General features: G+C 71.3%; 22 protein-coding genes and 1 tRNA gene. 13 read left to right on the top strand and 10 right to left on the bottom strand.

Annotation, left to right across the window (positions count from 1 at the left end):
• Window positions 1-154: 154 nt before the first annotated feature.
• A complete protein-coding gene (locus ACRQ4B_RS00745) occupies window positions 155-928 on the bottom strand; it encodes a class I SAM-dependent methyltransferase (RefSeq protein WP_439692821.1) in 774 nt (257 codons plus the stop codon).
• Between the two features lie 43 nt (window positions 929-971).
• Between ACRQ4B_RS00745 and ACRQ4B_RS00740 the strand changes: the two genes are divergently transcribed.
• Window positions 972-1,718, top strand: a complete 747-nt coding sequence (locus tag ACRQ4B_RS00740) for a phosphoglyceromutase (RefSeq protein ID WP_439692820.1) — start codon at window positions 972-974, stop codon at window positions 1,716-1,718.
• A gap of 56 nt (window positions 1,719-1,774) precedes the next feature.
• On the opposite strand, the gene ACRQ4B_RS00735 is transcribed toward ACRQ4B_RS00740, so the two are convergent.
• On the bottom strand, window positions 1,775-2,323 hold the full coding sequence (locus ACRQ4B_RS00735) for an AAA family ATPase (RefSeq protein WP_439692819.1): 549 nt from the start codon (window positions 2,321-2,323) through the stop codon (window positions 1,775-1,777).
• A 64-nt stretch (window positions 2,324-2,387) separates the two neighbouring features.
• Window positions 2,388-3,056, bottom strand: a complete 669-nt coding sequence (phoU, locus tag ACRQ4B_RS00730) for a phosphate signaling complex protein PhoU (RefSeq protein ID WP_305739361.1) — start codon at window positions 3,054-3,056, stop codon at window positions 2,388-2,390.
• Between the two features lie 156 nt (window positions 3,057-3,212).
• On the opposite strand from phoU, the gene ACRQ4B_RS00725 reads away from it, so the two are divergent.
• A complete protein-coding gene (locus ACRQ4B_RS00725; protein WP_439692818.1) occupies window positions 3,213-4,379 on the top strand; it encodes a sensor histidine kinase in 1,167 nt (388 codons plus the stop codon).
• Entirely contained in the window at window positions 4,376-5,056 is a 681-nt protein-coding gene (locus ACRQ4B_RS00720; protein ID WP_439692817.1) for a response regulator, read from the top strand. The genes ACRQ4B_RS00725 and ACRQ4B_RS00720 overlap by 4 nt, the downstream gene beginning before the upstream one ends.
• A gap of 101 nt (window positions 5,057-5,157) precedes the next feature.
• Here ACRQ4B_RS00720 and ACRQ4B_RS00715 read toward each other — a convergent pair whose 3' ends face one another.
• The gene (locus tag ACRQ4B_RS00715) at window positions 5,158-5,679 is read right to left on the bottom strand and encodes a DNA modification methylase (protein ID WP_439692816.1); all 522 of its coding nucleotides are present in this window, start codon (window positions 5,677-5,679) and stop codon (window positions 5,158-5,160) included.
• Window positions 5,680-5,838: 159 nt separating this feature from the next.
• Here ACRQ4B_RS00715 and ACRQ4B_RS00710 point away from each other — a divergent pair, with 159 nt between their 5' ends.
• Genes ACRQ4B_RS00710 through rlmB form a run of 4 tightly spaced genes read left to right on the top strand, consistent with a single transcriptional unit; the run spans window position 5,839 to window position 10,000 of the window.
• Window positions 5,839-6,321: a CarD family transcriptional regulator gene (locus ACRQ4B_RS00710; RefSeq protein WP_017888066.1), complete on the top strand. Its 483-nt coding sequence runs from the start codon at window positions 5,839-5,841 to the stop codon at window positions 6,319-6,321.
• A 52-nt stretch (window positions 6,322-6,373) separates the two neighbouring features.
• A complete protein-coding gene (gene ispD / locus ACRQ4B_RS00705; protein ID WP_439692815.1) occupies window positions 6,374-7,534 on the top strand; it encodes a 2-C-methyl-D-erythritol 4-phosphate cytidylyltransferase in 1,161 nt (386 codons plus the stop codon).
• 17 nt (window positions 7,535-7,551) lie between these two features.
• Window positions 7,552-8,961 carry a cysteine--tRNA ligase gene (gene cysS, locus ACRQ4B_RS00700; protein WP_439692814.1) on the top strand — a complete coding sequence of 470 codons (1,410 nt, stop codon included), beginning with the start codon at window positions 7,552-7,554 and terminating at the stop codon, window positions 8,959-8,961.
• Between the two features lie 28 nt (window positions 8,962-8,989).
• Window positions 8,990-10,000, top strand: coding sequence for a 23S rRNA (guanosine(2251)-2'-O)-methyltransferase RlmB (gene rlmB / locus ACRQ4B_RS00695; protein WP_439692813.1), 1,011 nt, complete (start codon window positions 8,990-8,992; stop codon window positions 9,998-10,000).
• Window positions 10,001-10,033: 33 nt separating this feature from the next.
• Here the strand turns inward: rlmB and ACRQ4B_RS00690 are convergent, their stop codons facing one another.
• Complete coding sequence (locus ACRQ4B_RS00690) at window positions 10,034-11,341, bottom strand: DUF4032 domain-containing protein (protein WP_439692812.1); 1,308 nt, start codon at window positions 11,339-11,341, stop codon at window positions 10,034-10,036.
• Between the two features lie 91 nt (window positions 11,342-11,432).
• Window positions 11,433-12,533 carry an ABC transporter ATP-binding protein gene (locus tag ACRQ4B_RS00685; protein WP_439692811.1) on the bottom strand — a complete coding sequence of 367 codons (1,101 nt, stop codon included), beginning with the start codon at window positions 12,531-12,533 and terminating at the stop codon, window positions 11,433-11,435.
• A gap of 242 nt (window positions 12,534-12,775) precedes the next feature.
• Between ACRQ4B_RS00685 and ACRQ4B_RS00680 the strand changes: the two genes are divergently transcribed.
• Window positions 12,776-13,699, top strand: coding sequence for a DsbA family protein (locus ACRQ4B_RS00680; RefSeq protein WP_439692810.1), 924 nt, complete (start codon window positions 12,776-12,778; stop codon window positions 13,697-13,699).
• Between the two features lie 18 nt (window positions 13,700-13,717).
• Here ACRQ4B_RS00680 and ypfJ read toward each other — a convergent pair whose 3' ends face one another.
• Window positions 13,718-14,620 (bottom strand): KPN_02809 family neutral zinc metallopeptidase, encoded by a 903-nt coding sequence (gene ypfJ, locus ACRQ4B_RS00675; RefSeq protein ID WP_439692809.1) that lies wholly within the window; start codon window positions 14,618-14,620, stop codon window positions 13,718-13,720.
• 59 nt (window positions 14,621-14,679) lie between these two features.
• Between ypfJ and ACRQ4B_RS00670 the strand changes: the two genes are divergently transcribed.
• Window positions 14,680-15,621 (top strand): 2-deoxy-5-keto-D-gluconate 6-phosphate aldolase domain-containing protein, encoded by a 942-nt coding sequence (locus ACRQ4B_RS00670; RefSeq protein WP_439692808.1) that lies wholly within the window; start codon window positions 14,680-14,682, stop codon window positions 15,619-15,621.
• A gap of 37 nt (window positions 15,622-15,658) precedes the next feature.
• Here ACRQ4B_RS00670 and ACRQ4B_RS00665 read toward each other — a convergent pair whose 3' ends face one another.
• On the bottom strand, window positions 15,659-16,375 hold the full coding sequence (locus ACRQ4B_RS00665; protein ID WP_439692807.1) for an NAD(P)H-hydrate epimerase: 717 nt from the start codon (window positions 16,373-16,375) through the stop codon (window positions 15,659-15,661).
• 34 nt (window positions 16,376-16,409) lie between these two features.
• Between ACRQ4B_RS00665 and ACRQ4B_RS00660 the strand changes: the two genes are divergently transcribed.
• Window positions 16,410-17,195 (top strand): alpha/beta fold hydrolase, encoded by a 786-nt coding sequence (locus ACRQ4B_RS00660; RefSeq protein ID WP_439692806.1) that lies wholly within the window; start codon window positions 16,410-16,412, stop codon window positions 17,193-17,195.
• A 53-nt stretch (window positions 17,196-17,248) separates the two neighbouring features.
• Window positions 17,249-18,280, top strand: a complete 1,032-nt coding sequence (locus ACRQ4B_RS00655) for an aldo/keto reductase (protein WP_439692805.1) — start codon at window positions 17,249-17,251, stop codon at window positions 18,278-18,280.
• A 209-nt stretch (window positions 18,281-18,489) separates the two neighbouring features.
• Here ACRQ4B_RS00655 and ACRQ4B_RS00650 read toward each other — a convergent pair.
• A tRNA-Thr gene (locus ACRQ4B_RS00650) sits at window positions 18,490-18,562 on the bottom strand.
• A gap of 37 nt (window positions 18,563-18,599) precedes the next feature.
• A complete protein-coding gene (gene msrB / locus ACRQ4B_RS00645) occupies window positions 18,600-19,004 on the bottom strand; it encodes a peptide-methionine (R)-S-oxide reductase MsrB (protein WP_439692804.1) in 405 nt (134 codons plus the stop codon).
• Between the two features lie 56 nt (window positions 19,005-19,060).
• Here msrB and ACRQ4B_RS00640 point away from each other — a divergent pair, with 56 nt between their 5' ends.
• On the top strand, window positions 19,061-19,528 hold the full coding sequence (locus ACRQ4B_RS00640) for a GNAT family N-acetyltransferase (protein WP_439692803.1): 468 nt from the start codon (window positions 19,061-19,063) through the stop codon (window positions 19,526-19,528).
• Entirely contained in the window at window positions 19,525-20,520 is a 996-nt protein-coding gene (locus tag ACRQ4B_RS00635; protein WP_439692802.1) for a DUF2332 family protein, read from the top strand. Before ACRQ4B_RS00640 ends, ACRQ4B_RS00635 begins: the two co-directional genes overlap by 4 nt.
• The last annotated feature ends 59 nt before the right edge of the window (window positions 20,521-20,579 follow it).

Genomic DNA, 20,579 nt, shown 5'->3' with positions numbered 1-20,579 from the left:
CCCGACCCCGCGCCCGCCCCTGCGCCCGAACGGCGGTGCCGAGCTTCGGCTCCGCGGACAGTTTCGTGCGTCTCGGACCGCAAGACTGTCCACCCAGCCGAGCTTCGGCGGCCGGGCGCGGCCGGGCGCGGCCGTGCGCGGGCCGGGCGACCGGTCAGGCGGGCGCGACCGCACGCCACGGCACGCTGAGCTCGCCGAGCCGCCAGCGCGTCACCCCGTGCAGCACCGGCCATCCCCGGTCGCGCATGCCGTGCACCGTCGCGATCCACCGTTGCCGCGGCCCGTACGTCCCGAGCGGCGCAGCGACGGCCCACGCCAGGTCGAGGTCCCGCAGGAACGCGTGCACCCGCTCACCGGGGACGTTCCGGTGGATGAGGGCCTTCGGCAGGCGCTCCGCGACGATGCTCGGCACGTCCAGTCCGGCGAGCCGCAGCGACACCGTGAAGGACCGGGGAGCGAGCTCGTCGAGCGTCACCCACGAGGCCACCCTGCCGACCTCGTTGCAGGTCCCCTCGACCAGCGCGCCGCCGGGCTGCAGCCGGTCCTGCATGATCCGCCACGACTCCACGACCGCCGACTCGTCGTACTGCCGGAGCACGTTGAAGGCCCGGATCACGGCCGGTCGGCGGTTCCCCGGGGTCGGGGTCTCGAACCCACCGAGGCGGAACGTCACGCCGTCGCGGGCGCCGGCGTTCGCGAGCGCCACCCGCGCCGGTTCGATCTCGATGCCGGTGACCTCGACGTCCGGGCGGACCCGGGCCAGACGGTCCCGGAGCTCGAGCGTCGTGGTCGGGGACGCCCCGTACCCGACGTCGGCCACGAGCGGGTCGTCGGTGTGCCGGAGCACCGGGAGCGTGGCGATCCACCGGTCGACACGACGGAGCCGGTTGTACCCGGTCGTCCCGCGCGTGACGTTCCCGATGGGCATGGGACCAGGCTACGGCGTGGAGCGCGCTCGGTAGACTCGGGGCATGACCTCCACGCTCGTCCTGCTCCGTCACGGCAACAGTGACTGGAACCAGAAGAACCTGTTCACCGGTTGGGTGGACGTCCGACTCAGTGAAGTGGGCGAGAAGGAGGCGAAGCGCGCCGGCGAGCTCATCAGCGAGTCGGGCATCGTCCCGGACGTCCTGTACACCTCGCTGCTCACCCGTGCGATCCAGACGGCGGACATCGCCCTGCTCGAGGCAGACCTCGCCTGGCTGCCGGTGAAGCGCGACTGGCGCCTCAACGAGCGCCACTACGGCGACCTGCAGGGCAAGGACAAGGCGCAGACGCTCGAGCAGTACGGCGAGCAGCAGTTCATGGAGTGGCGTCGTTCGTTCGACGTGCCGCCGCCCCCCATCGCCGACGACGCCGAGTGGTCGCAGGCCGGGGACCGCCGCTACGCCGACCTCGGCGACCAGCTGCCCCGCACCGAGTCGCTGAAGCTCGTCATCGACCGGCTGCTGCCGTACTGGGAGTCCGACATCACGAAGGACCTCGGCGCGGGCAAGACCGTCCTCGTCACGGCGCACGGCAACTCGCTGCGGGCGCTCGTGAAGCACCTCGACGGGATCTCCGACGACGACATCGCCGGGCTGAACATCCCGACGGGCATCCCGCTCGTGTACGAGCTCGACGACGAGTTCCGCCCGACGAAGCCCGCGTACTACCTCGACCCCGAGGCCGCCGCTGCCGGCGCTGCCGCCGTGGCCGCCCAGGGCGCCAAGAAGTAGCAACCGCGCCCTGCGGCGGACGCCCCGCCCGGTCACCGGGCGGGGCGTCCGTGCGTTCAGACGAAGTGGGAGGCGATCTCCTGCACCAGGGCGCCGACGTCGTAGGGCTTCGTGGTGTCGACCCGGACGACCGCGGTGCTCGGCAACCCGACCGGCTCCGCGGTGGCCTCGTGCTCGTCCCAGAACGACAGGATGTCGGCGAGGTCCCCGTGGACCTCATGCCGCACCGGCACGGTGCCGGGCTCGTACCGGTCGCGCAGCCGCTCCTCGGCGGTCGCGCGGTCGACGTGGCACCACACCTCGACGGCGCGGGGCGACCCGGCGGAGGCGAGCCCTGCCTCCAGGAAGGCGCGGTCACGCGACGGCAGCCAGACGGCGTCGAGGACGACCCCGTTCTCGACGGCCCGCGCCATCGACCACATGGTCTCCATCGCGATGCCGCCGAGCTGCCGCGAGGCGATCATCGGACCGACGAGGTCCGCCAGCGGCTCCTTGATCCGGTCCTTCGAGAGGAACGGGCAGCCGAGCACCTCGGCGAGGGCGGCACCGATGGTGCTCTTGCCGGAACCGGGCATGCCGTTGACGATGATCGCGACCTGGGCCATGCCCCGATCCTCCCAGACGGCGGGGTCCTCCCAGACCGCGGGGTGCCGGAGGGGACCGCCGGGGTCAGACCGCCGCGGTCGCGGTCGAGGCGCCGGTCCAGTCGCCCGTCGCCAGGTACTCGACCTTCTTGGCGATCGACACGGCGTGGTCCGCGAAGCGCTCGTGGTACCGCGAAGCGAGGGTGGCGTCGACCGTGTCGATCGGGTTGCCCTTCCAGGTCTCGCCGAGCACGAAGTCGAACACGCTGGCGTGCAGTTCGTCGACGGCGTCGTCCTCGTCGCGGATCTCCGCCGCGAGCGTGATGTCCTCGGTGGCGAGGAGGCGCGTGAGCTTCTGCGCCATCGCGACGTCGTGCGCGCCCATCTTCTTGAACGTGCCGCGGATGCCCTTCGGCACCACCTTCTCCGGGAAGCGCTGGCGGGCGAGCTGGGCGATGTGCTCGGCCATGTCGCCCATCCGCTCGAGCGAGGAGCTGACGCGCAGGGCGGTGACGACGACCCGGAGGTCACGGGCGACCGGTGCCTGACGGGCGAGGATGTCGATGGCGATCTCGTCGAGGCTGTTGGCGGCCTCGTCGATCTTGGCGTCGTCGGCGATCACCTCCTCGGCGAGGGCGACGTCGGAGTCGCTGAAGGCCTGCGTGGCCCGGGTGATGGCGGACTCGACGAGCCCGGCGATCTCGGTCAGTCGCTCCTGGACGTCCTGGAGTTCCTGCTGGAAGACTTCGCGCATGGGGGAGTACCTCTCTCTGCGTACCGGTCGAGTGTCGTCAGGTCAGGTGAACGAACGGTGACGTGCGGTTGAACGCTTCGCGATCCGGAGCCGCAACGGCCCCGGACAGGGGTGAACGGGGTCCGAACCCCGTGTGACCATCCCTACACTGACGGCATGGACAACGCGTGGCTCGTGCCACTGTCGATGCTCCTCGGCGGGGTCTTCGGCGCGGGCGTCGTGGTGCTGATCATCACCGCCGAGCGCACGGCTCGTGCAGCAGACGTGGCCGAGCGCACCCTGCCGGACGGCGTGGCCGCGGTCATCGCCACGATGCACAACCCGGCCGTGGTGGTCGACCCGTCGAACACGGTCGTCGCCGCGTCGCCGCAGGCCCTGACCGTGGGGCTGGTGGTGCGCCGGAAGCTCGTGCACCGCGAGCTCGCCGACCTGGTCGACCGCGTGCGCAAGAGCGGGGAGATGGGTGCGGAGGACCTGGAGCTCCCGCGCGGCCGGGGCAGCGACCAGATCGGCTACCTGAGCTTCCGCGCGGCGCAGCTCGGCAACCGGTACGTGCTCGTCACCGCGGACGACCTCACCGAGAGCAAGCGCATCGACGAGGTCCGACGGGACTTCGTGGCGAACATCTCCCACGAGCTGAAGACCCCGATCGGCGCGATCGGCCTGCTCTCCGAGACCCTCGTGGCCGCGGCGGACGAACCCCAGCACGTGCGGAAGTTCGCGGCGCAGCTCGTCACCGAGTCCGAGCGGCTGGCCGCCCTGACGAAGGACATCATCGAGCTCTCCCGCCTGCAGTCCGTGGACGCGCTGGAGAACAGCGAGGAGACGTCGATCGACCGCATCGTGCAGGCCGCGGCGGACGCGAACGAGATCGTCGCCCGGGCCCGGGACATCGAGCTGGTGCGCGCGAAGAAGTCGAAGCTGCGGGTGATGGGCGACCCCGGCCTGCTGCAGATCGCCGTCTCGAACCTCATCGCGAACGCGGTGAAGTACTCCCCGGACGGCACCCGCGTCGGCGTGGGCGTCCGGTCGACCAAGGGCTTCGTCGAGATCGCCGTGACCGACCAGGGCGTCGGCATCCCCGAGGCCGACCTCGACCGGGTGTTCGAACGGTTCTACCGCGTTGACCCCGCACGCTCCCGTGCCACCGGCGGCACCGGCCTGGGCCTGGCGATCGTGAAGCACGTCGTCGGGAACCACGGCGGCGACGTCCGCGTCTGGTCGCAGCCCGGGAAGGGCTCGACCTTCACCATCCGCCTGCCCGAGGCGGACACCGAACTGACCACCGCACTCGAAGAGCAACTGGAAGAGCAGCAATCGTGACCAAGATCCTCATCGTCGACGACGAGCCGGCCCTGAGCGAGCCCCTGGAGTTCCTGCTGCAGCGCGAGGGGTACGAGACCTCCGTCGCTGCGGACGGCGTGACCGCGCTGTCGAAGTTCGACGCGGAGAACCCCGACCTGGTGCTGCTCGACCTGATGCTGCCGGGGCTCTCCGGCACCGAGGTCTGCCGTCAGATCCGCACCCGCTCGAACATCCCGATCATCATGCTGACGGCGAAGGACTCCGAGGTGGACATCGTCGTCGGGCTGGAGCTCGGCGCCGACGACTACGTGACGAAGCCGTACTCGACCCGGGAGCTCCTCGCGCGCATCCGCGCCGTGCTCCGTCGTCGGACCGAGGACGACCCGGCGGACAGCGGGATCCTGCAGGTCGGCGGCATCCGGATGGACGTCGAGCGGCACACCGTGCAGGTGGACGGCTCGGAGACGCCGATGCCGCTGAAGGAGTTCGAGCTGCTCGAGCTGCTGCTCCGGAACGCCGGACGCGTGCTCACCCGTGGGCAGCTCATCGACCGGGTCTGGGGGTCGGACTACTTCGGGGACACGAAGACCCTCGACGTGCACATCAAGCGCATCCGGTCGAAGATCGAGCGCGTCCCGAGCGCTCCGGAGATCCTCGTGACCGTCCGCGGGCTCGGGTACCGCATCGAGGGCTGACGCCGGCACGGACGCCTGGAGGCCCGGTGCCGGTCCGACGGATCGGCACCGGGCCTCCAGGCGTCGGTGCTGCTACGGGGTGATCGGGGTGTCCGTCGCTGCTACGGGTTGATCGGGGTGTCCGTCGGCGTCGCGGACGGCGTCTCGACGGGGAGGGTGATCTCCGACGTCGGCGTCGAGGTCGGCGCGAGCGTCTGGTACTCCTCCTGCGCGCTGGTCAGGACGGGGACGCTCGCGGAGACGCCCTCGGCGCCGGAGTACGAGAAGTAGACCTTGACGAGCGAGCCCGGCTTGGCGTCCGCGCCGGCGAAGTCCAGGGTGTCGTGCTGCGCGTCGTTCGCGAGGTCGACGTGCGAGCTGGCCGGCACCTCGACGGTCTCGGTGTCGCCACCGATCTCGACGGAGACGGTGATGTCGTCGGTCTCGTCGTTGTTCACGAGCGTGCCGATGAAGCGCGCGTCGTCGCCGCCGTCGGAGATGAGCAGCGCGTTGCGGACGTCGATCTTGCCCGTCGTCACGTTGACGCCGTCGGTGATCTGCTTGATCTCCGTCGTCTGGGCGGGCGACATGAACTCGCAGCCGGTGGCGCCGAGCGCGATGGTTGCCGCAACGGCGACGGACACGAGTACCCGAGCTCGCAAGAGATTCCTCCGGAAGATCACGATGTGGACCGGACGGTCCGCACCCCATCCTAGCGATCAGCCGCGAGTGGCTGTGGTTAGGTGCCCCTTACCCCAATTTCGCTTGTGGTAAACTGGGTGTCTCGGAACGGAGCCTGATACATGCAATTCGAGGTCGGCGAGACCGTGGTCTACCCCCATCACGGGGCGGCAACCATCTCTGAAGTGAAGACGCGCGTCATCAAGGGCGAGGAAAAGGTCTACCTGAAGTTGCGGGTCACCCAGGGTGACCTGACGATCGAGGTGCCGGCGGACAACGTCGACCTGGTCGGTGTCCGTGACGTGATCGGCAAGGAAGGCCTCGACAAGGTGTTCGAGGTCCTGCGTGCCCCGTTCACCGAGGAGCCCACGAACTGGTCGCGCCGGTACAAGGCGAACCTCGAGAAGCTTGCTTCCGGTGACGTCATCAAGGTGTCCGAGGTCGTCCGCGACCTCTGGCGCCGCGACCAGGACCGCGGGCTCTCCGCGGGGGAGAAGCGGATGCTCGCGAAGGCGCGGCAGATCCTCATCTCCGAATTGGCACTGGCCGAGAAGACCGACGAGGACAAGGCATCGACCGTCCTCGACGAGGTCCTCGCGTCCTGAGCCGGACACCAGCACCCTGAACACGTCCTCGACCGTTCTGTTCCCCGAAGGGGTGGACAGGGCGGTCGTCGTCGTTGCGGCCGGGTCCGGCACCCGGTTGGGCATCGGCACGGCGAAGGCGTTCGTGCCGGTCGCCGGGCGACTGATGCTCGCACGGGCGCTCGAGCCACTCGTCACGCTCGCGTCGCCGACGCTCGTGGTCGTCGTCGCGCCGTCCGCGCTGGTCGACGACTGTCGCGAGCTGGTCGCGTCGGTCGCCGGCCCCGCGGTCGCGTACACGGCCGTCGTGCCGGGAGGCACGGATCGCCACGGCTCGGTCGAGGCCGGCCTGGCAGTCCTGCCGGACACCGTCACCGCGGTGCTGGTGCACGACGCGGCGCGGTGCCTCACGCCGGCCGCGCAGTTCGAGCGGGTGTTCGACGCCGTGGCCGCGGGTGGTGGTGCCGGGTTCGTGCCCGCGCTGCCGGTGACGGACACGATCAAGCGCGTCGACGCGGACGTCGTCGTCGAGACCGTCGACCGAGCGGCGCTCGTCGGGGTGCAGACGCCGCAGGGCTTCCCGCTCGCCGCGCTCCGGCAGGCGTACGCGGTGTCGCAGCAGGCCGAGACCGACGACGCCGGGGTGTTCCAGGCGGCCGGTGGCACGGTGCGGTTCGTCCCGGGCGACGCCGACGCCTTCAAGATCACCACCCCGTGGGACCTCGGGCGAGCGGAGTCGATCGTTCGGGCGTCCGCTGCCGTGCCGGTTCCCCGGGTCGGGTTGGGCGTCGACGTGCACGCGTTCGACGCGGCGTCCCCGTGCCGGGTCGGGCTCCTCGACTTCCCGGGTGAGGTCGGACTGTCCGGCCACAGCGACGGCGACGCGGTCGCGCACGCGGTGTGCGACGCACTGCTGTCGGCGGGTGGGCTCGGCGACATCGGTGGGACCTTCGGGACGTCCGACCCCGCCTACGCGGGCGCGGCGGGCGACGTCTTCGTCCGGGGCGCGGTCGCGATGCTGGCAGCCGCAGGGATGGTGCCGGTGTCCGTCACGGTCCAGGTGATCGGCAACCGTCCGCGCATCGGTGCCCGCCGAACGGAGATGCAGGACGCGCTCGCGGCGGTCGTCGGAGCCCCCGTCGCGGTGTCCGGCACGACCACGGACGGCCTCGGGTTCACCGGACGCGGCGAAGGGCTCGCCGCGATCGCGACAGCCGTCGTCAGAGCGTCCTGACGTCCTAGGCTTGTGGCGTGACCGTTCGCCTCTACGACTCCCGCGCCGCTGCCGTCGTCGACCTCGTCCCGCTGGTCGACGGACACGTGAGCATGTACGTCTGCGGGCCGACGGTGCAGTCGTCGCCGCACATCGGTCACCTCCGCTCCGCACTCGTCTACGACATCTGGCGTCGCTGGCTGAGCCACCGCGGACACCGGGTCACCCTCGTCCGGAACGTCACCGACATCGACGACAAGGTGCTCGACCTCGCCGCCGGAACCGACGAGGAGTGGTTCGCGCGCGCGTACCGCGTCGAGCTCGAGTTCACGGCGGCGTACAACGCCCTCGGCATCCTGCCCCCGACGTACGAGCCCCGGGCCACCGCGAGCGTGCCGCAGATGCACGACATCATCGAGCGACTGATCGAGCGCGGCCACGCGTACGCGGCCGCGGACGGCTCCGGCGACGTCTACTTCGACACGGGCAGCTGGGAGTCGTACGGCGCGTTGACCCACCAGCGGCGTGAGGACATGGTCGAGGCCGCCGACGCCGACCCCCGCGGCAAGCGCGACCCCCGCGACTTCGCACTCTGGAAGGGCGCGAAGCCCGGTGAGCCCACGACCGCGAACTGGGACTCCCCGTGGGGACCCGGGCGACCGGGCTGGCACATCGAGTGCTCGGCGATGTCCCGGCGCTACCTCGGCCCCGCGTTCGACATCCACGGCGGCGGCCTCGACCTGCGGTTCCCGCACCACGAGAACGAGCTCGCGCAGTCGACGGCGGCGGGCGACCCGTTCGCGTCGTACTGGCTGCACAACGGCCTGGTCTCGGTGGACGGCCAGAAGATGTCGAAGTCGCTCGGCAACTCGGTCTTCGCCGCGGACATGCTCGGGTCGGCCCGGCCGATCGTCGTCCGCTACGCGCTCGGCGCCGCGCACTACCGCTCCACCATCGACCACCACGACGGCTCGCTCGCCGAGGCCGAGGCGGCGCTCGACCGGATCAGCGGCTTCCTCACGCGTGCCGAGACCCGGCTCGAAGGGGTCTCGCTCGCCGACGCCCCGGGCGTGCCCGACGCCTTCGCAGCGGCCATGGACGACGACCTCGCGGTGCCCCAGGCGCTCGCCGTGCTGCACGACACCGTGCGCGCCGGGAACGCCGCCCTGGACACCGACGATGCGGAAGCGCTCGGAACCGCGTACCATCAGGTGGCCGCGATGGTCGAGGTGCTCGGCATCGACCCGCGGGCCGCCCACTGGGCCGGCGGCGGCCACGACGCATCGGCCGCACCACTCGCAGCCCTCGTCGAACGCCTCGTGCAGGAGCGTTCCGACGCCCGGGCAGCACGCGACTTCGCCACGGCCGACCGCGTGCGTGACGACCTCGCATCCGCGGGGATCACCATCGAAGACACCGCAGCTGGTACACGCTGGAGCATCGCCTGACAACGGCAGTGCCGGACAGGAGAGAGCAATGAAGAACGTCTCGGGGAGCAAGAAGGGTCGGCCCGGCGCCGTCCGCTCCGGCCGCAAGGGCAACAAGCAGGTCGGTTCCGGCGGGCAGGGCGCGCAGGCGCTCGAGGGTCGCAAGCCGACCCCGAAGGCCGAGGACCGTCCGTACCACCCGGCCGGCAAGCGCAAGGCGGCCAAGGAGCGCTACGAGAACGCTCGCGGGCGGCACGGGGCGTCGAGCTCGCCGCAGCAGCGGACCGGACGTCCGCCGCAGCGCAAGACCGACGACTCCGAGCTCGTGACCGGTCGCAACTCGGTGCTCGAGGCCCTGCGCACGAAGACCCCGTCCACGACGCTGTACATCGCCGCCCGCATCGAGGTCGACGACCGCGTCAAGGAGATCCTGGCGCTCGCGAACCACCGTGGCGTGCCGATCATGGAGATCATGCGTCCGGAGCTCGACCGCATCACGGGGCACGACAGTGTGCACCAGGGTGTCGCGCTCAAGGTGCCGGCGTACGAGTACGCCGTCGCCGAGGACATCGTCGAGCGTGCGTTCGCGAAGGACGAGGTCCCGCTCGTCGTCGCCCTCGACGGCATCACCGATCCGCGCAACCTCGGGGCGATCATCCGCTCCACGGCGGCGTTCGGCGGACACGGCGTCATCGTCCCGCAGCGCCGCTCGGTCGGTGTGACGGCGTCCGCGTGGAAGACGAGTGCCGGTGCGGCCGCCCGCACCCCGGTCGCGATGGCGCCGAACCTGACGCAGACGCTGAAGTCCCTGAAGTCGATGGGCCTCTTCGTGCTCGGCCTCGACGGTGACGGCGACGTGGAGCTCGACGGGCTCGAGCTCGCCGACCGGCCGATCGTGATCGTCGTCGGTTCCGAGGGCAAGGGCCTGTCGCGTCTCGTCACCGAGACCTGCGACGCGATCGTGTCGATCCCGATCTCGAGCGCGACGGAGTCCCTCAACGCGGGCATCGCCGCGAGCGTCACCCTGTGGGAGGTCGCCCGGCGCCGTCGCGCCGAGTAGCCCGCGGGCGCTGGACGCGGGGCGCGACCCCCGTCAGACGTTCGCGCGCCAGTCCTCGACGTCGTCGGGGGAGGCGGGGACCGCGTCGTCGACCACGGGGATCGGCAGGGTCATCGACGAGGTCGGCGGGTTGATCAGCAGCCGCTCGTCCCGACGGTGCCGGAGCACGTCGTTGATGTAGGCGGTGGTGGCCTCGGGGAGCGACACCGAGCGCTCTTCCTCCTGCGACATGAACCAGCGGTGCTCGAGCAGCTCGTGGAACACCTCCGCCGGTTCGAGCCGTCCCCGGAGGTCCCGCGGGATGGACCGGATGACCGGTTCGAAGACCCGCGACACCCACTCGTGCGCGACCATCTCCTCGTCGAGCTGGTCGCGGCCGTTGCGTGCGCGGTACGAGTCGAGGTCGTTGAGCAGCCGCCGGGCCTGGTTCTCGCCGGCGTCCAGCCCGGTCAACCGCAGCAGCCGCCGCTGGTGGTGACCGGCATCGACGACCTTCGGCTGGATCCGCACCTGCGAACCACCCTCGGTCGTGTGGATCGAGAGCTCCTCGATGTCGAACCCGAGTGCGTTGAGGCGTTCGACGCGGTCGTTGATCCGCCAGCGCTCCTTGATGTCGAACTGCTCGGTGCCGGTGAGTTCCTTCCAGAGCGTCCGGTACTGCGCCACGATCCGGTTCGAGACGTCCACGGGGTCGGCGTTCTCGTCGAGACGGCCGCCGGCCTCCAGGTCGAGGAGCTCGCCGGCGATGTTCACGCGGGCCACCTCGAGGTCGTTCTCGCGCTGGCCGTTCGACAGCCCACCCGGGTAGAGCTTGCCGGTCTCGGCGTCGACCAGGTAAGCGGCGAACGAGCCCGCGTCGCGCCGGAACAGGGTGTTCGACAGTGAGACGTCACCCCAGTAGAAGCCGATCACGTGCAGCCGGACGAGCAGCAGCGCCAGGGCATCGACGAGGCGCGTGGCGGTCTCCGGACGGAGCGTCTGGGAGTACAGCGCGCGGTACGGCAGGGAGAAGCGGAGGTGGCGGGTCACGAGCACCGGGTGCAGCGGCTCGCCGTCCGCGGAGACCCGGCCGGTGATGACCGCGACGGGGTCCACGCAGGGCACGTCCATGCGCTGCAGCGTCTTGAGCATCTCGTACTCGGAGCGGGCGATCTCCTCGCCGGTCTCCTTCACGGCGGCGACGTAGCCGCTCAGGTGCACGAAGCGCACGAGGTGCCGCGAGATGCCCTTCGGCAGCGCGACGATCGCGTCGTCCGGCCAGTCCGCGAGCGGCAGGTCCCAGGGTAGGTCGAGGAGGCCGGGATCGACGGAGGCTGCGGTGATGGACATCGAGTCGGGCACGATCGGTTCCTCTGGGTGCGTGGTGACGGTGGGACGGACGGGAGGCGCGGTGCCAGCTGGCACCGCGCCTCCTGTTTCGTGACTTCCAGCGTTACGCGCTGATCACGGCCTTGTCGTCCAGGCGCTCGCCCGACTCGGTGTCGAAGGCGTGCACGTGGCCCTGCTTCGGCGTGACCACGATGGTGTCACCGATCGAGGGGTGTGCACGACCGTCGACGCGCGCGACGATGTCGACGCGGGAGCCGCTGACGTCGGCGTGACCGTAGAGGTAGCCGTCGGCGCCGAGCTCCTCGACGACGTCCACCGTGACGGGCAGGCCCTCGCCCGACTGGGAGACGACGATGTCCTCGGGGCGGACGCCGACCGTGATCTGCGCGGCGCGGGCGTTGGAGAGCGTGTCGCGGTCGATCGCGTGGTTCAGCGTGCCGAACTTGATGCCGCCCTCGACCACGTCGGCCGGGAGCAGGTTCATCGCCGGCGAGCCGATGAAGCCCGCGACGAAGACGTTGTTCGGCTTCTCGTACAGGTCACGCGGCGAACCGACCTGCTGCAGGATGCCGTCCTTGAGCACCGCGATGCGGTCGCCCATGGTCAGCGCCTCGGTCTGGTCGTGCGTGACGTAGACCGTGGTGACGCCGAGACGACGCTGCAGCGAGGCGATCTGGGTACGGGTCTGGACGCGGAGCTTGGCGTCGAGGTTCGACAGCGGTTCGTCCATGAGGAACACCTGCGGCTGACGGACGATCGCGCGGCCCATCGCGACGCGCTGACGCTGACCACCGGAGAGGGCCTTCGGCTTGCGGCCGAGGTACTGCTCGAGGTCGAGGAGCTTCGCTGCCTCCTGCACGCGGGTGGCACGCTCTTCCTTGCCGACGCCGGCGATCTTGAGCGCGAAGCCCATGTTCTCGGCGACGGTCATGTGCGGGTAGAGCGCGTAGTTCTGGAACACCATCGCGATGTCGCGGTCCTTCGGCGGGACGTCGGTGACGTCGCGGTCGCCGATGCGGATCGCGCCGGAGTTGACCTCTTCGAGGCCGGCCAGCATGCGCAGCGAGGTGGACTTGCCACAACCCGAGGGGCCGACGAGGACGAGGAACTCGCCGTCGGCGACGTCCAGGTCGAGGGAGTCGACCGCGGGACGGTTGCCTCCGGGGTAGAGACGGGTTGCCTTGTCATAGGTGACGGACGCCATGAGCGTTCGGTCCTTCCTTCACCGGCAGGTACGTGCCGGACGATCCGAGTGAAGCGGTTGCCCGTGCGGGCCCCGGATGGTCGCCGTCGACCATCGAGGTTCATACAACACGATCTCGCCCGGGTGCGCCAGTGTTCCCACCTGGTTGGGTGGTTCACACCGGGCCCCGCTACGATCGGCGGGTCCGTCCGCTGAGCGGGGGAAGGCCGTGCGGACGACGATCAACGTGAGGACGACGACGCATGACCAACCGCCCCGAGGGTGACTCCCGCGCCGCGCGGAACGAACGACGCGAAGCCGCACGGCAGCGCGCGCAGCGAGCCCGGACCCAGCAGAAGCGACGCCAGCGCGGTCTCCGGCTCGGTCTGCAGATCGGCCTCGGCGTCGTCCTGCTCGCAGCGGCGACGATCGTCACGCTCGTGCTCGTCGACTCCGTGAAGCCCGCCGGCCCCGGCCCGTCGAACATGGCGCAGGGCGGCATCACGATCGGGCAGGACCTGAAGGCCGTGACCGCGTCGGGATCCCCGGCACCGACGGCCACCGACGGTTCGGGTGCGGTCCGCATCACGATGTACGTCGACTACTTCTGCCCGACGTGCGGCGAGTTCGAGCAGGCGAACGGTGACTACATCGAGAGCCTGGTGGACTCCGGCGCCGCGACGGTGGACATCCACCCGGTGGCGACCCTGTCGAACCGGTCGCAGGGCACGAAGTACTCGCTCCGCGCCGCGAACGCCGCCGCCTGCGTCGCCGACCACTCGCCGAACCAGTTCTTCGCCGTGAACGCCGCGCTGTTCGCGAAGCAGCCCGAGCAGGGCACGGCCGGCCTCACCGACGCCCAGATCACCCGGGCGGTGACCGGGGTCAGCGGTCTCGAGCAGCGCTCCGCGATCACGAAGTGCATCCAGGAGCAGACCTACAGCAAGTGGGTCGACGAGCGCACCACCGCGGTGACCGACGGGGACATCCCCGGCTCGTCGCTCCGGGAGTTCCCCGGGGTGCCGCTCGTGCTCGTGAACGGCCAGCGCTACGAACTCACGTCGCCGATCACCAACGACGACTTCCGCACCTTCGTGGTGACGGCGGCCGGGGCGACCGAGGCGACGCCCACCCCGACGCCGTCTTCCACGGGGTCGACGACCCCGAGCGCGACCCCGTCGGAGTAGTCGACGCAGACTGCGGGGCTAGAGCGACGAACCCGGGATGCTGAACGTGTCGCAGGCCGTCGCGCCCCGCTGGTACCCGCGCAGGAACCAGTTCTGACGCTGCTCGCTCGAGCCGTGCGTGAACGAGTCCGGGTCGACGCGGCCGCTGGAGCGCTGCTGGATGCTGTCGTCGCCGACGGCGCTCGCGGCGGACAGTGCGTCCTGGATCTCGGTCCGGGTGATCGGCTCGAAGAAGGTCTCGCCGTTCGCGTCCTTCGTGGTCGCGGCGTCGCCGACCCATGCCCCGGCGTAGCAGTCCGCCTGCAGCTCCACGCGCACGCTGCCGGAGGAGGCACCGGTGCCCGAGCGGTCGGTGTTCGCGAAGGCGCCCTGGAGCTGCTGGATGTGGTGGCCCCACTCGTGCGCGACGACGTACATCTGCGCGAGCGGTCCGCCGGACGAGCCGTACTTCGACTGCAGGTCGTCGTAGAACGCGGTGTCGAGGTAGATCGCACGGTCCGGCGGGCAGTAGAACGGCCCGGTCGCCGCCGATGCGGTCCCGCACGAGGTGCTCGTCGTGCCGTCGAACAGGAAGAAGTCGGGGGATCGGTAGCTGATGCCGAGCTTCGGGGCCTCGGTCGTCCAGTAGCCGTCGAGGGACTCGGCTGCGCCCTCCATGCGGCAGTCGATCTTCAGGTTGGCGTCGCGCCCGGTCCGGCACTCCGCCGATGCGTCGACGCTCTCCCCTTGCTGCTGGATCTGGGTGGTGCCGCCGCCGTCGCCCAGGAACGAACCGAGATCGACGTCGCCGCCGGTGAAGACGTTGAGGAGCAGGACGACGATCGCGCCGATCCCGACCACGCCGCCGCCTGCGACCGCGGCGGTCCGCCCCCGGCGCTTCACCTTGCCGCCCCTGAGCTGCGAGTCCTCGTTGAACGTCATGCCCCGAACTGTACGGATCCGCGGGACGTCTCGCCCGGCGCAGCGAGTACACCGGAGGCATGGCGAACCTCGACGAAGCCCACCCCCTCTTCCTCTTCGCGATGGACCAGCGGTCGTCGCTGCTCGAGCACACCTACGACGAGTCCGGCGGCGAACCCGTCGACGAGGGCGAGGCCGAGCGCGTCCGGGCCGGCAAGCAACTCGTCTACCGCGGCGTCCTCACGGCGCTCGCCGCCGGGGCGTCCCGGGAGCGCACCGGCGTGCTGGTGGACGAGCGGTACGGCGCCGACGTCGCCCGGCTCGTCAAGGAGGCCGGTCTGCAGCTCGCGATGCCCGTGGAGCGTTCGGGGCGCGAGTGGTTCGAGCTCGAGTACGGCGACGACTGGATGGCGCACGTCGACGCGTTCGACCCGGACTTCGTGAAGGTCCTCGTCCGCGACAACCCCGACTTCGACGCCGACCGCCGAGCGGAGCAGGCCGCCGACCTGGCCGCGGTGTCCCGCGCGTTGCACGACGCCGGGCGACCGTTCCTGGTCGAACTGCTCGTCCCGGCGACCGACGAGCAGCAGGCCGCCGTCGACGACTACGACCGCGACCTCCGGCCCGACCTCGTCGTGCAGGTCATCGCGTTCCTGCAGGACCACGGGGTCGAGGCGGACGTGTGGAAGCTCGAGGGACTCGACAGGACCGAGGACGCCGAGCGGGTCGTGGCGGCCGCGCGACGGGACGGACGGGACGGTGTGCAGTGCATCGTCCTCGGGCGTGACGCCCCGGCAGCGCAGCTCGACCACTGGCTGCGGACGGCGGCGGGCGTCGACGGGTTCGTCGGGTTCGCGATCGGCCGGAGCAACTGGGAGGAGCCCCTCGAGGACGTCGTCCGCGAGCACCTCGACACCGAGGCGGCCGAGCAGCTCATCGCGGCGAACTACCGCCACTTCGTCGACACCTGGCTCGAAGCCCGTCCGGGCATCGAGCACGGGGTGGACGCCGGCGCCGTCTGACGATCGGGTCCGGACGGACGGCAGGTCCGGCCGGACGTCACGTCCGGATGAGCGGTTCGACGGCCGCGAGCTCGTCGCCGATCCCCACGTCGACGAGCTCGATCCGGCCGGCGAGCGTCGCGCCGGGACCGGCGAGCAGTCCGGCCTTCACGCCGCCGAACGTCACGGTGACGTCCGCGTGCAGGACGTGGTCGTCCGCGATGCCGCCGGTGTCCACGTCGATGCCGCTCGGGACGTCGACCGCCACGACGAACGGTGCGCGCTGGTCACGGGCGAGTTCGCGGATCGCGTCGACGACCTCGCGCGCGGGGGAGCGCAGCGCGGCGGCACCGCGGACGCCGATGCCGAGGATCCCGTCGAGGACCAGGTCGGCCTCGAGCGCAGCCGCCGTCGCGACGGCGGCCGGCCCGGCCGACCCAGCTGGCCCGGTGGGGTCGTCCAGCAGGCGCGCCCCGGCGTCCAGCGCCGCTGCCAGACCTGCCTCGTGGATGCGGGAGCCGACGCGCAGGACCGTCACGTGCCTCCCGGCCGCTGCCAGGCGAGCACCTGCGAACAGGGCGTCACCGCCGTTGTCGCCGCTGCCGACCAGCAGCAGGACCGACCCCGGTCCGTCGCCCGGCCGGACGGCCGGGTCGTCGAGCAGGTCGCCGACGATCCGCGCCAGGCCGTCGGCCGCGCGCTGCATGAGGGGTTCGTCCGCGTCGAGGTGCGGCCGCTCCGCCGCCCGGATCTGATCGCCGCCGTAGCCGTCCATGGCGACCACAGTGCCCGGATACCCTGGAGGGGACATGTCACTCGTCCCCGAAGCGCCCCGTCCCCGTGCCGTGATGTCCCCGGACGGCCTGAAGATCGCCACCTACGACTTCGGCGACCCCGAGGCGCCGGCCGTCGTCGCCGTCCACGGGTTCGCCTCCGGCGCCCTGCTCAACTGGCACGCCTCCGGGTGGACCCGCGACCTCGTCCGCGCCGGCTACCGGGTCGTCGCCCTGGACCAGCGCGGACACGGCGCCAGCTCGAAGCCGCGCGACCCCGGCGCGTACTCGATGGACCTGCTCGTCGCCGACGTCACGGCGGTCATCGACACGTACCTGCTCGACGACGTCGCGTACCTCGGGTACTCGCTCGGCGCCCGCGTCGGGTGGCACACCGCCGAGCGGATCCCGGACCGGGTCACCCGCGCCGTGTTCGGTGGAATCCCGGACGCCGACCCGATGCGCCGCGTGCGGGTCGACCAGGCGAAGGCCTTCCTCGCCGACGGCACCCCGATCGAGGACCGCGTGACGAACGGGTACCTGACGATGGCCGGGAACGTCGAGGGGAACGACCTCGGGGCGCTCGTCGCGATGGTCGAGGGCATGCGGGACAGCATCGAGCCGACGCCGCAGAACGCGCCGACGCAGCCGATCCTGATGGCGGCCGGCAGCGAGGACGGCATCCGCGACAGCGCCGTCCGGCTGGCGCAGGCCGCCCCGGACGCGGCGTTCTTCGAGATCCCCGGGCGGAACCACTTCAACGCGCCGACGTCCCGCGCCTTCCGCGAGGCAGCGCTGCAGTTCTTGTCCGCGGGACGCTGAGGGGTACTCGTGGGTCCCCTCGGTCGGGCGGCACCGCGCGTACCGTCCCGGCCATGGACTACAGACTCCTCGGCAACAGCGGGACATCGGTGTCGACGCTGACCCTCGGCACCATGACGTTCGGCAGCGAAGCCGACGAACCCACCTCCCACACGATCCTCGACACGTTCGTCGCAGCGGGCGGCACCCTGATCGACACGGCCGACGTCTACTCGGGCAACGAGTCCGAGCGGATCATCGGCCGCTGGCTCGCCGCACACCCCACCGAGGCGCAGCAGGTCGTGCTCGCCACCAAGGGTCGCTTCCCGCAGGGCGACGGTCCGAACGACGTCGGGCTCTCCCGCCGGCACCTCCGGACGGCGCTCGACGCGTCACTCGACCGGCTCGGCGTGGAGCACATCGACCTGTACCAGATGCACGCCTGGGACGCCCTCACGCCGATCGAGGAGACCCTGCGCTTCCTCGACGACGCCGTGTCCGCCGGCAAGATCGGCACCTACGGCTTCTCCAACTACCTCGGCTACCAGATCACCAAGGCCGTGTACGAGGCGAAGGCGCACCACTTCGCGCCCCCGGTGACGCTGCAGCCGCAGTACAACCTGCTCGTCCGCGACATCGAGCACGAGATCGTCCCCGCCTGCCTCGACGCCGGCATCGGCCTGCTGCCGTGGTCGCCCCTCGCCGGCGGCTGGCTGTCCGGCAAGTACCAGCGCGACGAAGCCCCGACGGGCAGCACCCGGCTCGGCGAGAACCCGCAGCGCGGCATGGAGGCGTGGGAGGCCCGCAACTCCGACGAGCGCACCTGGGCCGTCCTCGACGCGGTCTCCGCGATCGCCGACGCGCACGGTGCCTCGCGGTCGCAGGTCGCCCTCGCCTGGCTGCTCGCCCGACCCGCGGTGACGAGCGTCATCCTCGGCGCCCGCACGGTCTCGCAGCTCGAGGACAACCTCGGTGCGGCGGACCTCGTGCTCGACGACGCCGAACTGCGGACGCTCACCGAGGTCAGTGCGCCTCGGATCGACGACTACCCCTACGGCACGGCCGGCGTCGCCCAGCGGGAGCGGAAGATCACCGGCGGACGCTGACCGCTGCGGCGGGGCGGACGTCTGCGGGTTCCCGCGGAGTTGTCCGGACGTCTGGACATGCCGCTCGGTGCGGTGTCACGATCTCTGCACGACCGGCTGGTTACCGCGTCGAGCGCTCGGAACGCATCCTGATCCGTGTTCCTCGCGCCGAAGGCCCCGGGTGGTTCCCCACCCGGGGCCTTCGCATGCACTGCTCTCGCACTGCGCAGGGCCGGCAGCGGGACTTGAACCCGCAACCCCCGTATTACAAGTACGGTGCGCTACCAATTGCGCCATGCCGGCTGACGCGCCCCATCCTAGCGGCGGGCGCGTCCGGAGATCACTCGGCCGCTTCGCTGAAGTTCAGCGAGATCGAGTTCATGCAGTAGCGGTCGCCCGTGGGGGTGCCGAACCCGTCGGGGAACACGTGCCCGAGGTGCGAGCCGCAGTTCGCGCAGCGGACCTCGGTGCGGGCCATGCCGAGGGAGTTGTCCTCGATCAGCTGCACCGCGTCGGGGTTCACCGACTCGTAGAACGACGGCCAGCCGCAGCCGGAGTCGAACTTCGTGCCGCTCTTGAACAACTCCGCACCGCAGGCCGCACACGTGTAGACGCCGGCGCGCTCCTCGTCGAGGAGTTCACCGGTCCAGGGGCGTTCGGTGCCCGCCTGACGGAGGACGGCGTACTGGTCCGGGGAGAGCTCCTCGCGCCACTGGGCGTCGGACTTGTCGACGTTGTACGTCATTGGTTCCTCCTGCTTCCGGCCGCTGGTGGACGGCCACCTCCAGTAAACTCGCGCCGATGTCCGAACATTCCGTGCACCACGCTCGTTGGGACCGTCTGACGACGGACGAACTGTACGGCATCGTGGTGCTGCGGAACCGCGTCTTCGCGCTCGAACAACGCGTCACGGCCGAGGACTTCGACGGCCGCGACCGCGAACCCGAGACCGAGCACTGGTGGTTCGGCACGGACACCGCAGCGGTTGGGTACCTGCGCCTGATCCGTCCGGCGACCGACGAGGAGCACCCCGACGGCTCGGCACCGCCGGCCTGGGTGATCGGCCGCGTCGCCACCGACCCGGCGCACCGGGGACGCGGCATCGCCGGGCGCCTGGTGGCAGCGGTGCTCGCGGCGCACGGCCACGACCCCGTCGTGCTGCACGCCCAGGAGTACGTCGCCGGCCTGTACGAGCGCCACGGGTTCGTCCGGTTCGGCGAACCCTACGACGAGGCCGGCATCCGCCACGTCGGCATGCACCGCGGATGACCACGCTCGACCGGTACACCGCGTACGCGGACCGCATCGAGGCCGTCTCGCCGACCTACGCCGCGTGGGCACGGTCGCTCGACGACGTCCTGGTGGGGCTCCTCGACGAGGTCCCGGAGTCGCAGCGGCAGCCGGAGCTGGTGTTCGCGGTCGCGCGGAGGCTGGGCGCGGACCCGACGGACCCCGGTGCGCTGCGCGCGCTCGGCCTGGAGGCCCGCCCCGCCCTGGTCGCAGCCCTCACCTCCGCCACGGTGCAGGCCAACGACCCGCGGCGGCTCGGCCCCGTCGTCCCGCTGTTCGCGGCGCTCGCCGTGCGGGTGGACCGGCCGCTCGGCCTGGTCGACGCCGGCGCCGCGGCGGGGCTGTGCTCGATCCCGGACCGGGTGACGCTCGACTACCGGGTCGGCACGGACACCGCCCGGATGCACACCGCGCCCTCGGAGCCGTCCGTCCGGCTCGTCACCGAGGCCTCGGGTGCGGTCCCGGCGCCGACCCCGACACCGATCCGGATCGCAGCGCGCGTCACCCTCGACCCGAACCCGATCGACCTCGCCGCACCGCACGCGTTCGACCGGCTCGTCGAGGCCGTCCCGCCCGAGGCGACGGACCGCACCGCGCTGATGCGCGAGGCGGCGCGCGCGGCGCTCGCCGTGCCTCCCGTCCGGATCCGGGGCACGCTGCCGGGCGACCTCGACCGTGCACTCGACGCCCTGCCGGACGGCGTGGAGCCCGTGGTCCTCACCACCGGGACCCTCGTCTACGTGCCCGGCGCGGACCGGCAACGGTTCGTCGACCGCGTGCGTGACCGCGGGGTGCACTGGATCGCCCTGGAGCGCACGGGCATCCTCACCGGTGTCGCGGCGACGCTGCCGGAGGCGGTGGACCCGGCCGACCCGGACGCGTTCGCGACGGCCTCGCTCGACGGCACGGCGATGGCCGTGTCCGATCCGTTCGGCGTGCGGGTGCGGTGGCTGCGTGATCCGAACCTGTGACCGGTCTTCGCGACAGTCCAGCGGTGTGCCAGGGTCCGGATGCCCAGCGCCCCTACGAT

Source organism: Curtobacterium sp. SP.BCo, assembly GCF_051903265.1.
In the GTDB taxonomy this organism is placed as follows: Bacteria; Actinomycetota; Actinomycetes; order Actinomycetales; family Microbacteriaceae; genus Curtobacterium.
The sequence above is the reverse complement of the archived record's forward strand: the minus strand, read 5'-3'. Positions and strand labels throughout refer to the sequence as shown.

What these genes read in the sequence shown, in the direction of transcription:
- ACRQ4B_RS00745 (WP_439692821.1), bottom strand. Translation starts at nt 928, where the DNA reads ATGCCCATCGGGAACGTCACGCGCGGGACGACCGGGTACAACCGGCTC.
- ACRQ4B_RS00740 (WP_439692820.1), top strand. Translation starts at nt 972, where the DNA reads ATGACCTCCACGCTCGTCCTGCTCCGTCACGGCAACAGTGACTGGAAC.
- ACRQ4B_RS00735 (WP_439692819.1), bottom strand. Translation starts at nt 2,323, where the DNA reads ATGGCCCAGGTCGCGATCATCGTCAACGGCATGCCCGGTTCCGGCAAG.
- phoU (WP_305739361.1), bottom strand. Translation starts at nt 3,056, where the DNA reads ATGCGCGAAGTCTTCCAGCAGGAACTCCAGGACGTCCAGGAGCGACTG.
- ACRQ4B_RS00725 (WP_439692818.1), top strand. Translation starts at nt 3,213, where the DNA reads ATGGACAACGCGTGGCTCGTGCCACTGTCGATGCTCCTCGGCGGGGTC.
- ACRQ4B_RS00710 (WP_017888066.1), top strand. Translation starts at nt 5,839, where the DNA reads ATGCAATTCGAGGTCGGCGAGACCGTGGTCTACCCCCATCACGGGGCG.
- rlmB (WP_439692813.1), top strand. Translation starts at nt 8,990, where the DNA reads ATGAAGAACGTCTCGGGGAGCAAGAAGGGTCGGCCCGGCGCCGTCCGC.
- ACRQ4B_RS00685 (WP_439692811.1), bottom strand. Translation starts at nt 12,533, where the DNA reads ATGGCGTCCGTCACCTATGACAAGGCAACCCGTCTCTACCCCGGAGGC.
- ACRQ4B_RS00680 (WP_439692810.1), top strand. Translation starts at nt 12,776, where the DNA reads ATGACCAACCGCCCCGAGGGTGACTCCCGCGCCGCGCGGAACGAACGA.
- ypfJ (WP_439692809.1), bottom strand. Translation starts at nt 14,620, where the DNA reads ATGACGTTCAACGAGGACTCGCAGCTCAGGGGCGGCAAGGTGAAGCGC.
- ACRQ4B_RS00670 (WP_439692808.1), top strand. Translation starts at nt 14,680, where the DNA reads ATGGCGAACCTCGACGAAGCCCACCCCCTCTTCCTCTTCGCGATGGAC.
- ACRQ4B_RS00665 (WP_439692807.1), bottom strand. Translation starts at nt 16,375, where the DNA reads ATGGACGGCTACGGCGGCGATCAGATCCGGGCGGCGGAGCGGCCGCAC.
- ACRQ4B_RS00660 (WP_439692806.1), top strand. Translation starts at nt 16,410, where the DNA reads ATGTCACTCGTCCCCGAAGCGCCCCGTCCCCGTGCCGTGATGTCCCCG.
- ACRQ4B_RS00655 (WP_439692805.1), top strand. Translation starts at nt 17,249, where the DNA reads ATGGACTACAGACTCCTCGGCAACAGCGGGACATCGGTGTCGACGCTG.
- msrB (WP_439692804.1), bottom strand. Translation starts at nt 19,004, where the DNA reads ATGACGTACAACGTCGACAAGTCCGACGCCCAGTGGCGCGAGGAGCTC.
- ACRQ4B_RS00640 (WP_439692803.1), top strand. Translation starts at nt 19,061, where the DNA reads ATGTCCGAACATTCCGTGCACCACGCTCGTTGGGACCGTCTGACGACG.
- ACRQ4B_RS00635 (WP_439692802.1), top strand. Translation starts at nt 19,525, where the DNA reads ATGACCACGCTCGACCGGTACACCGCGTACGCGGACCGCATCGAGGCC.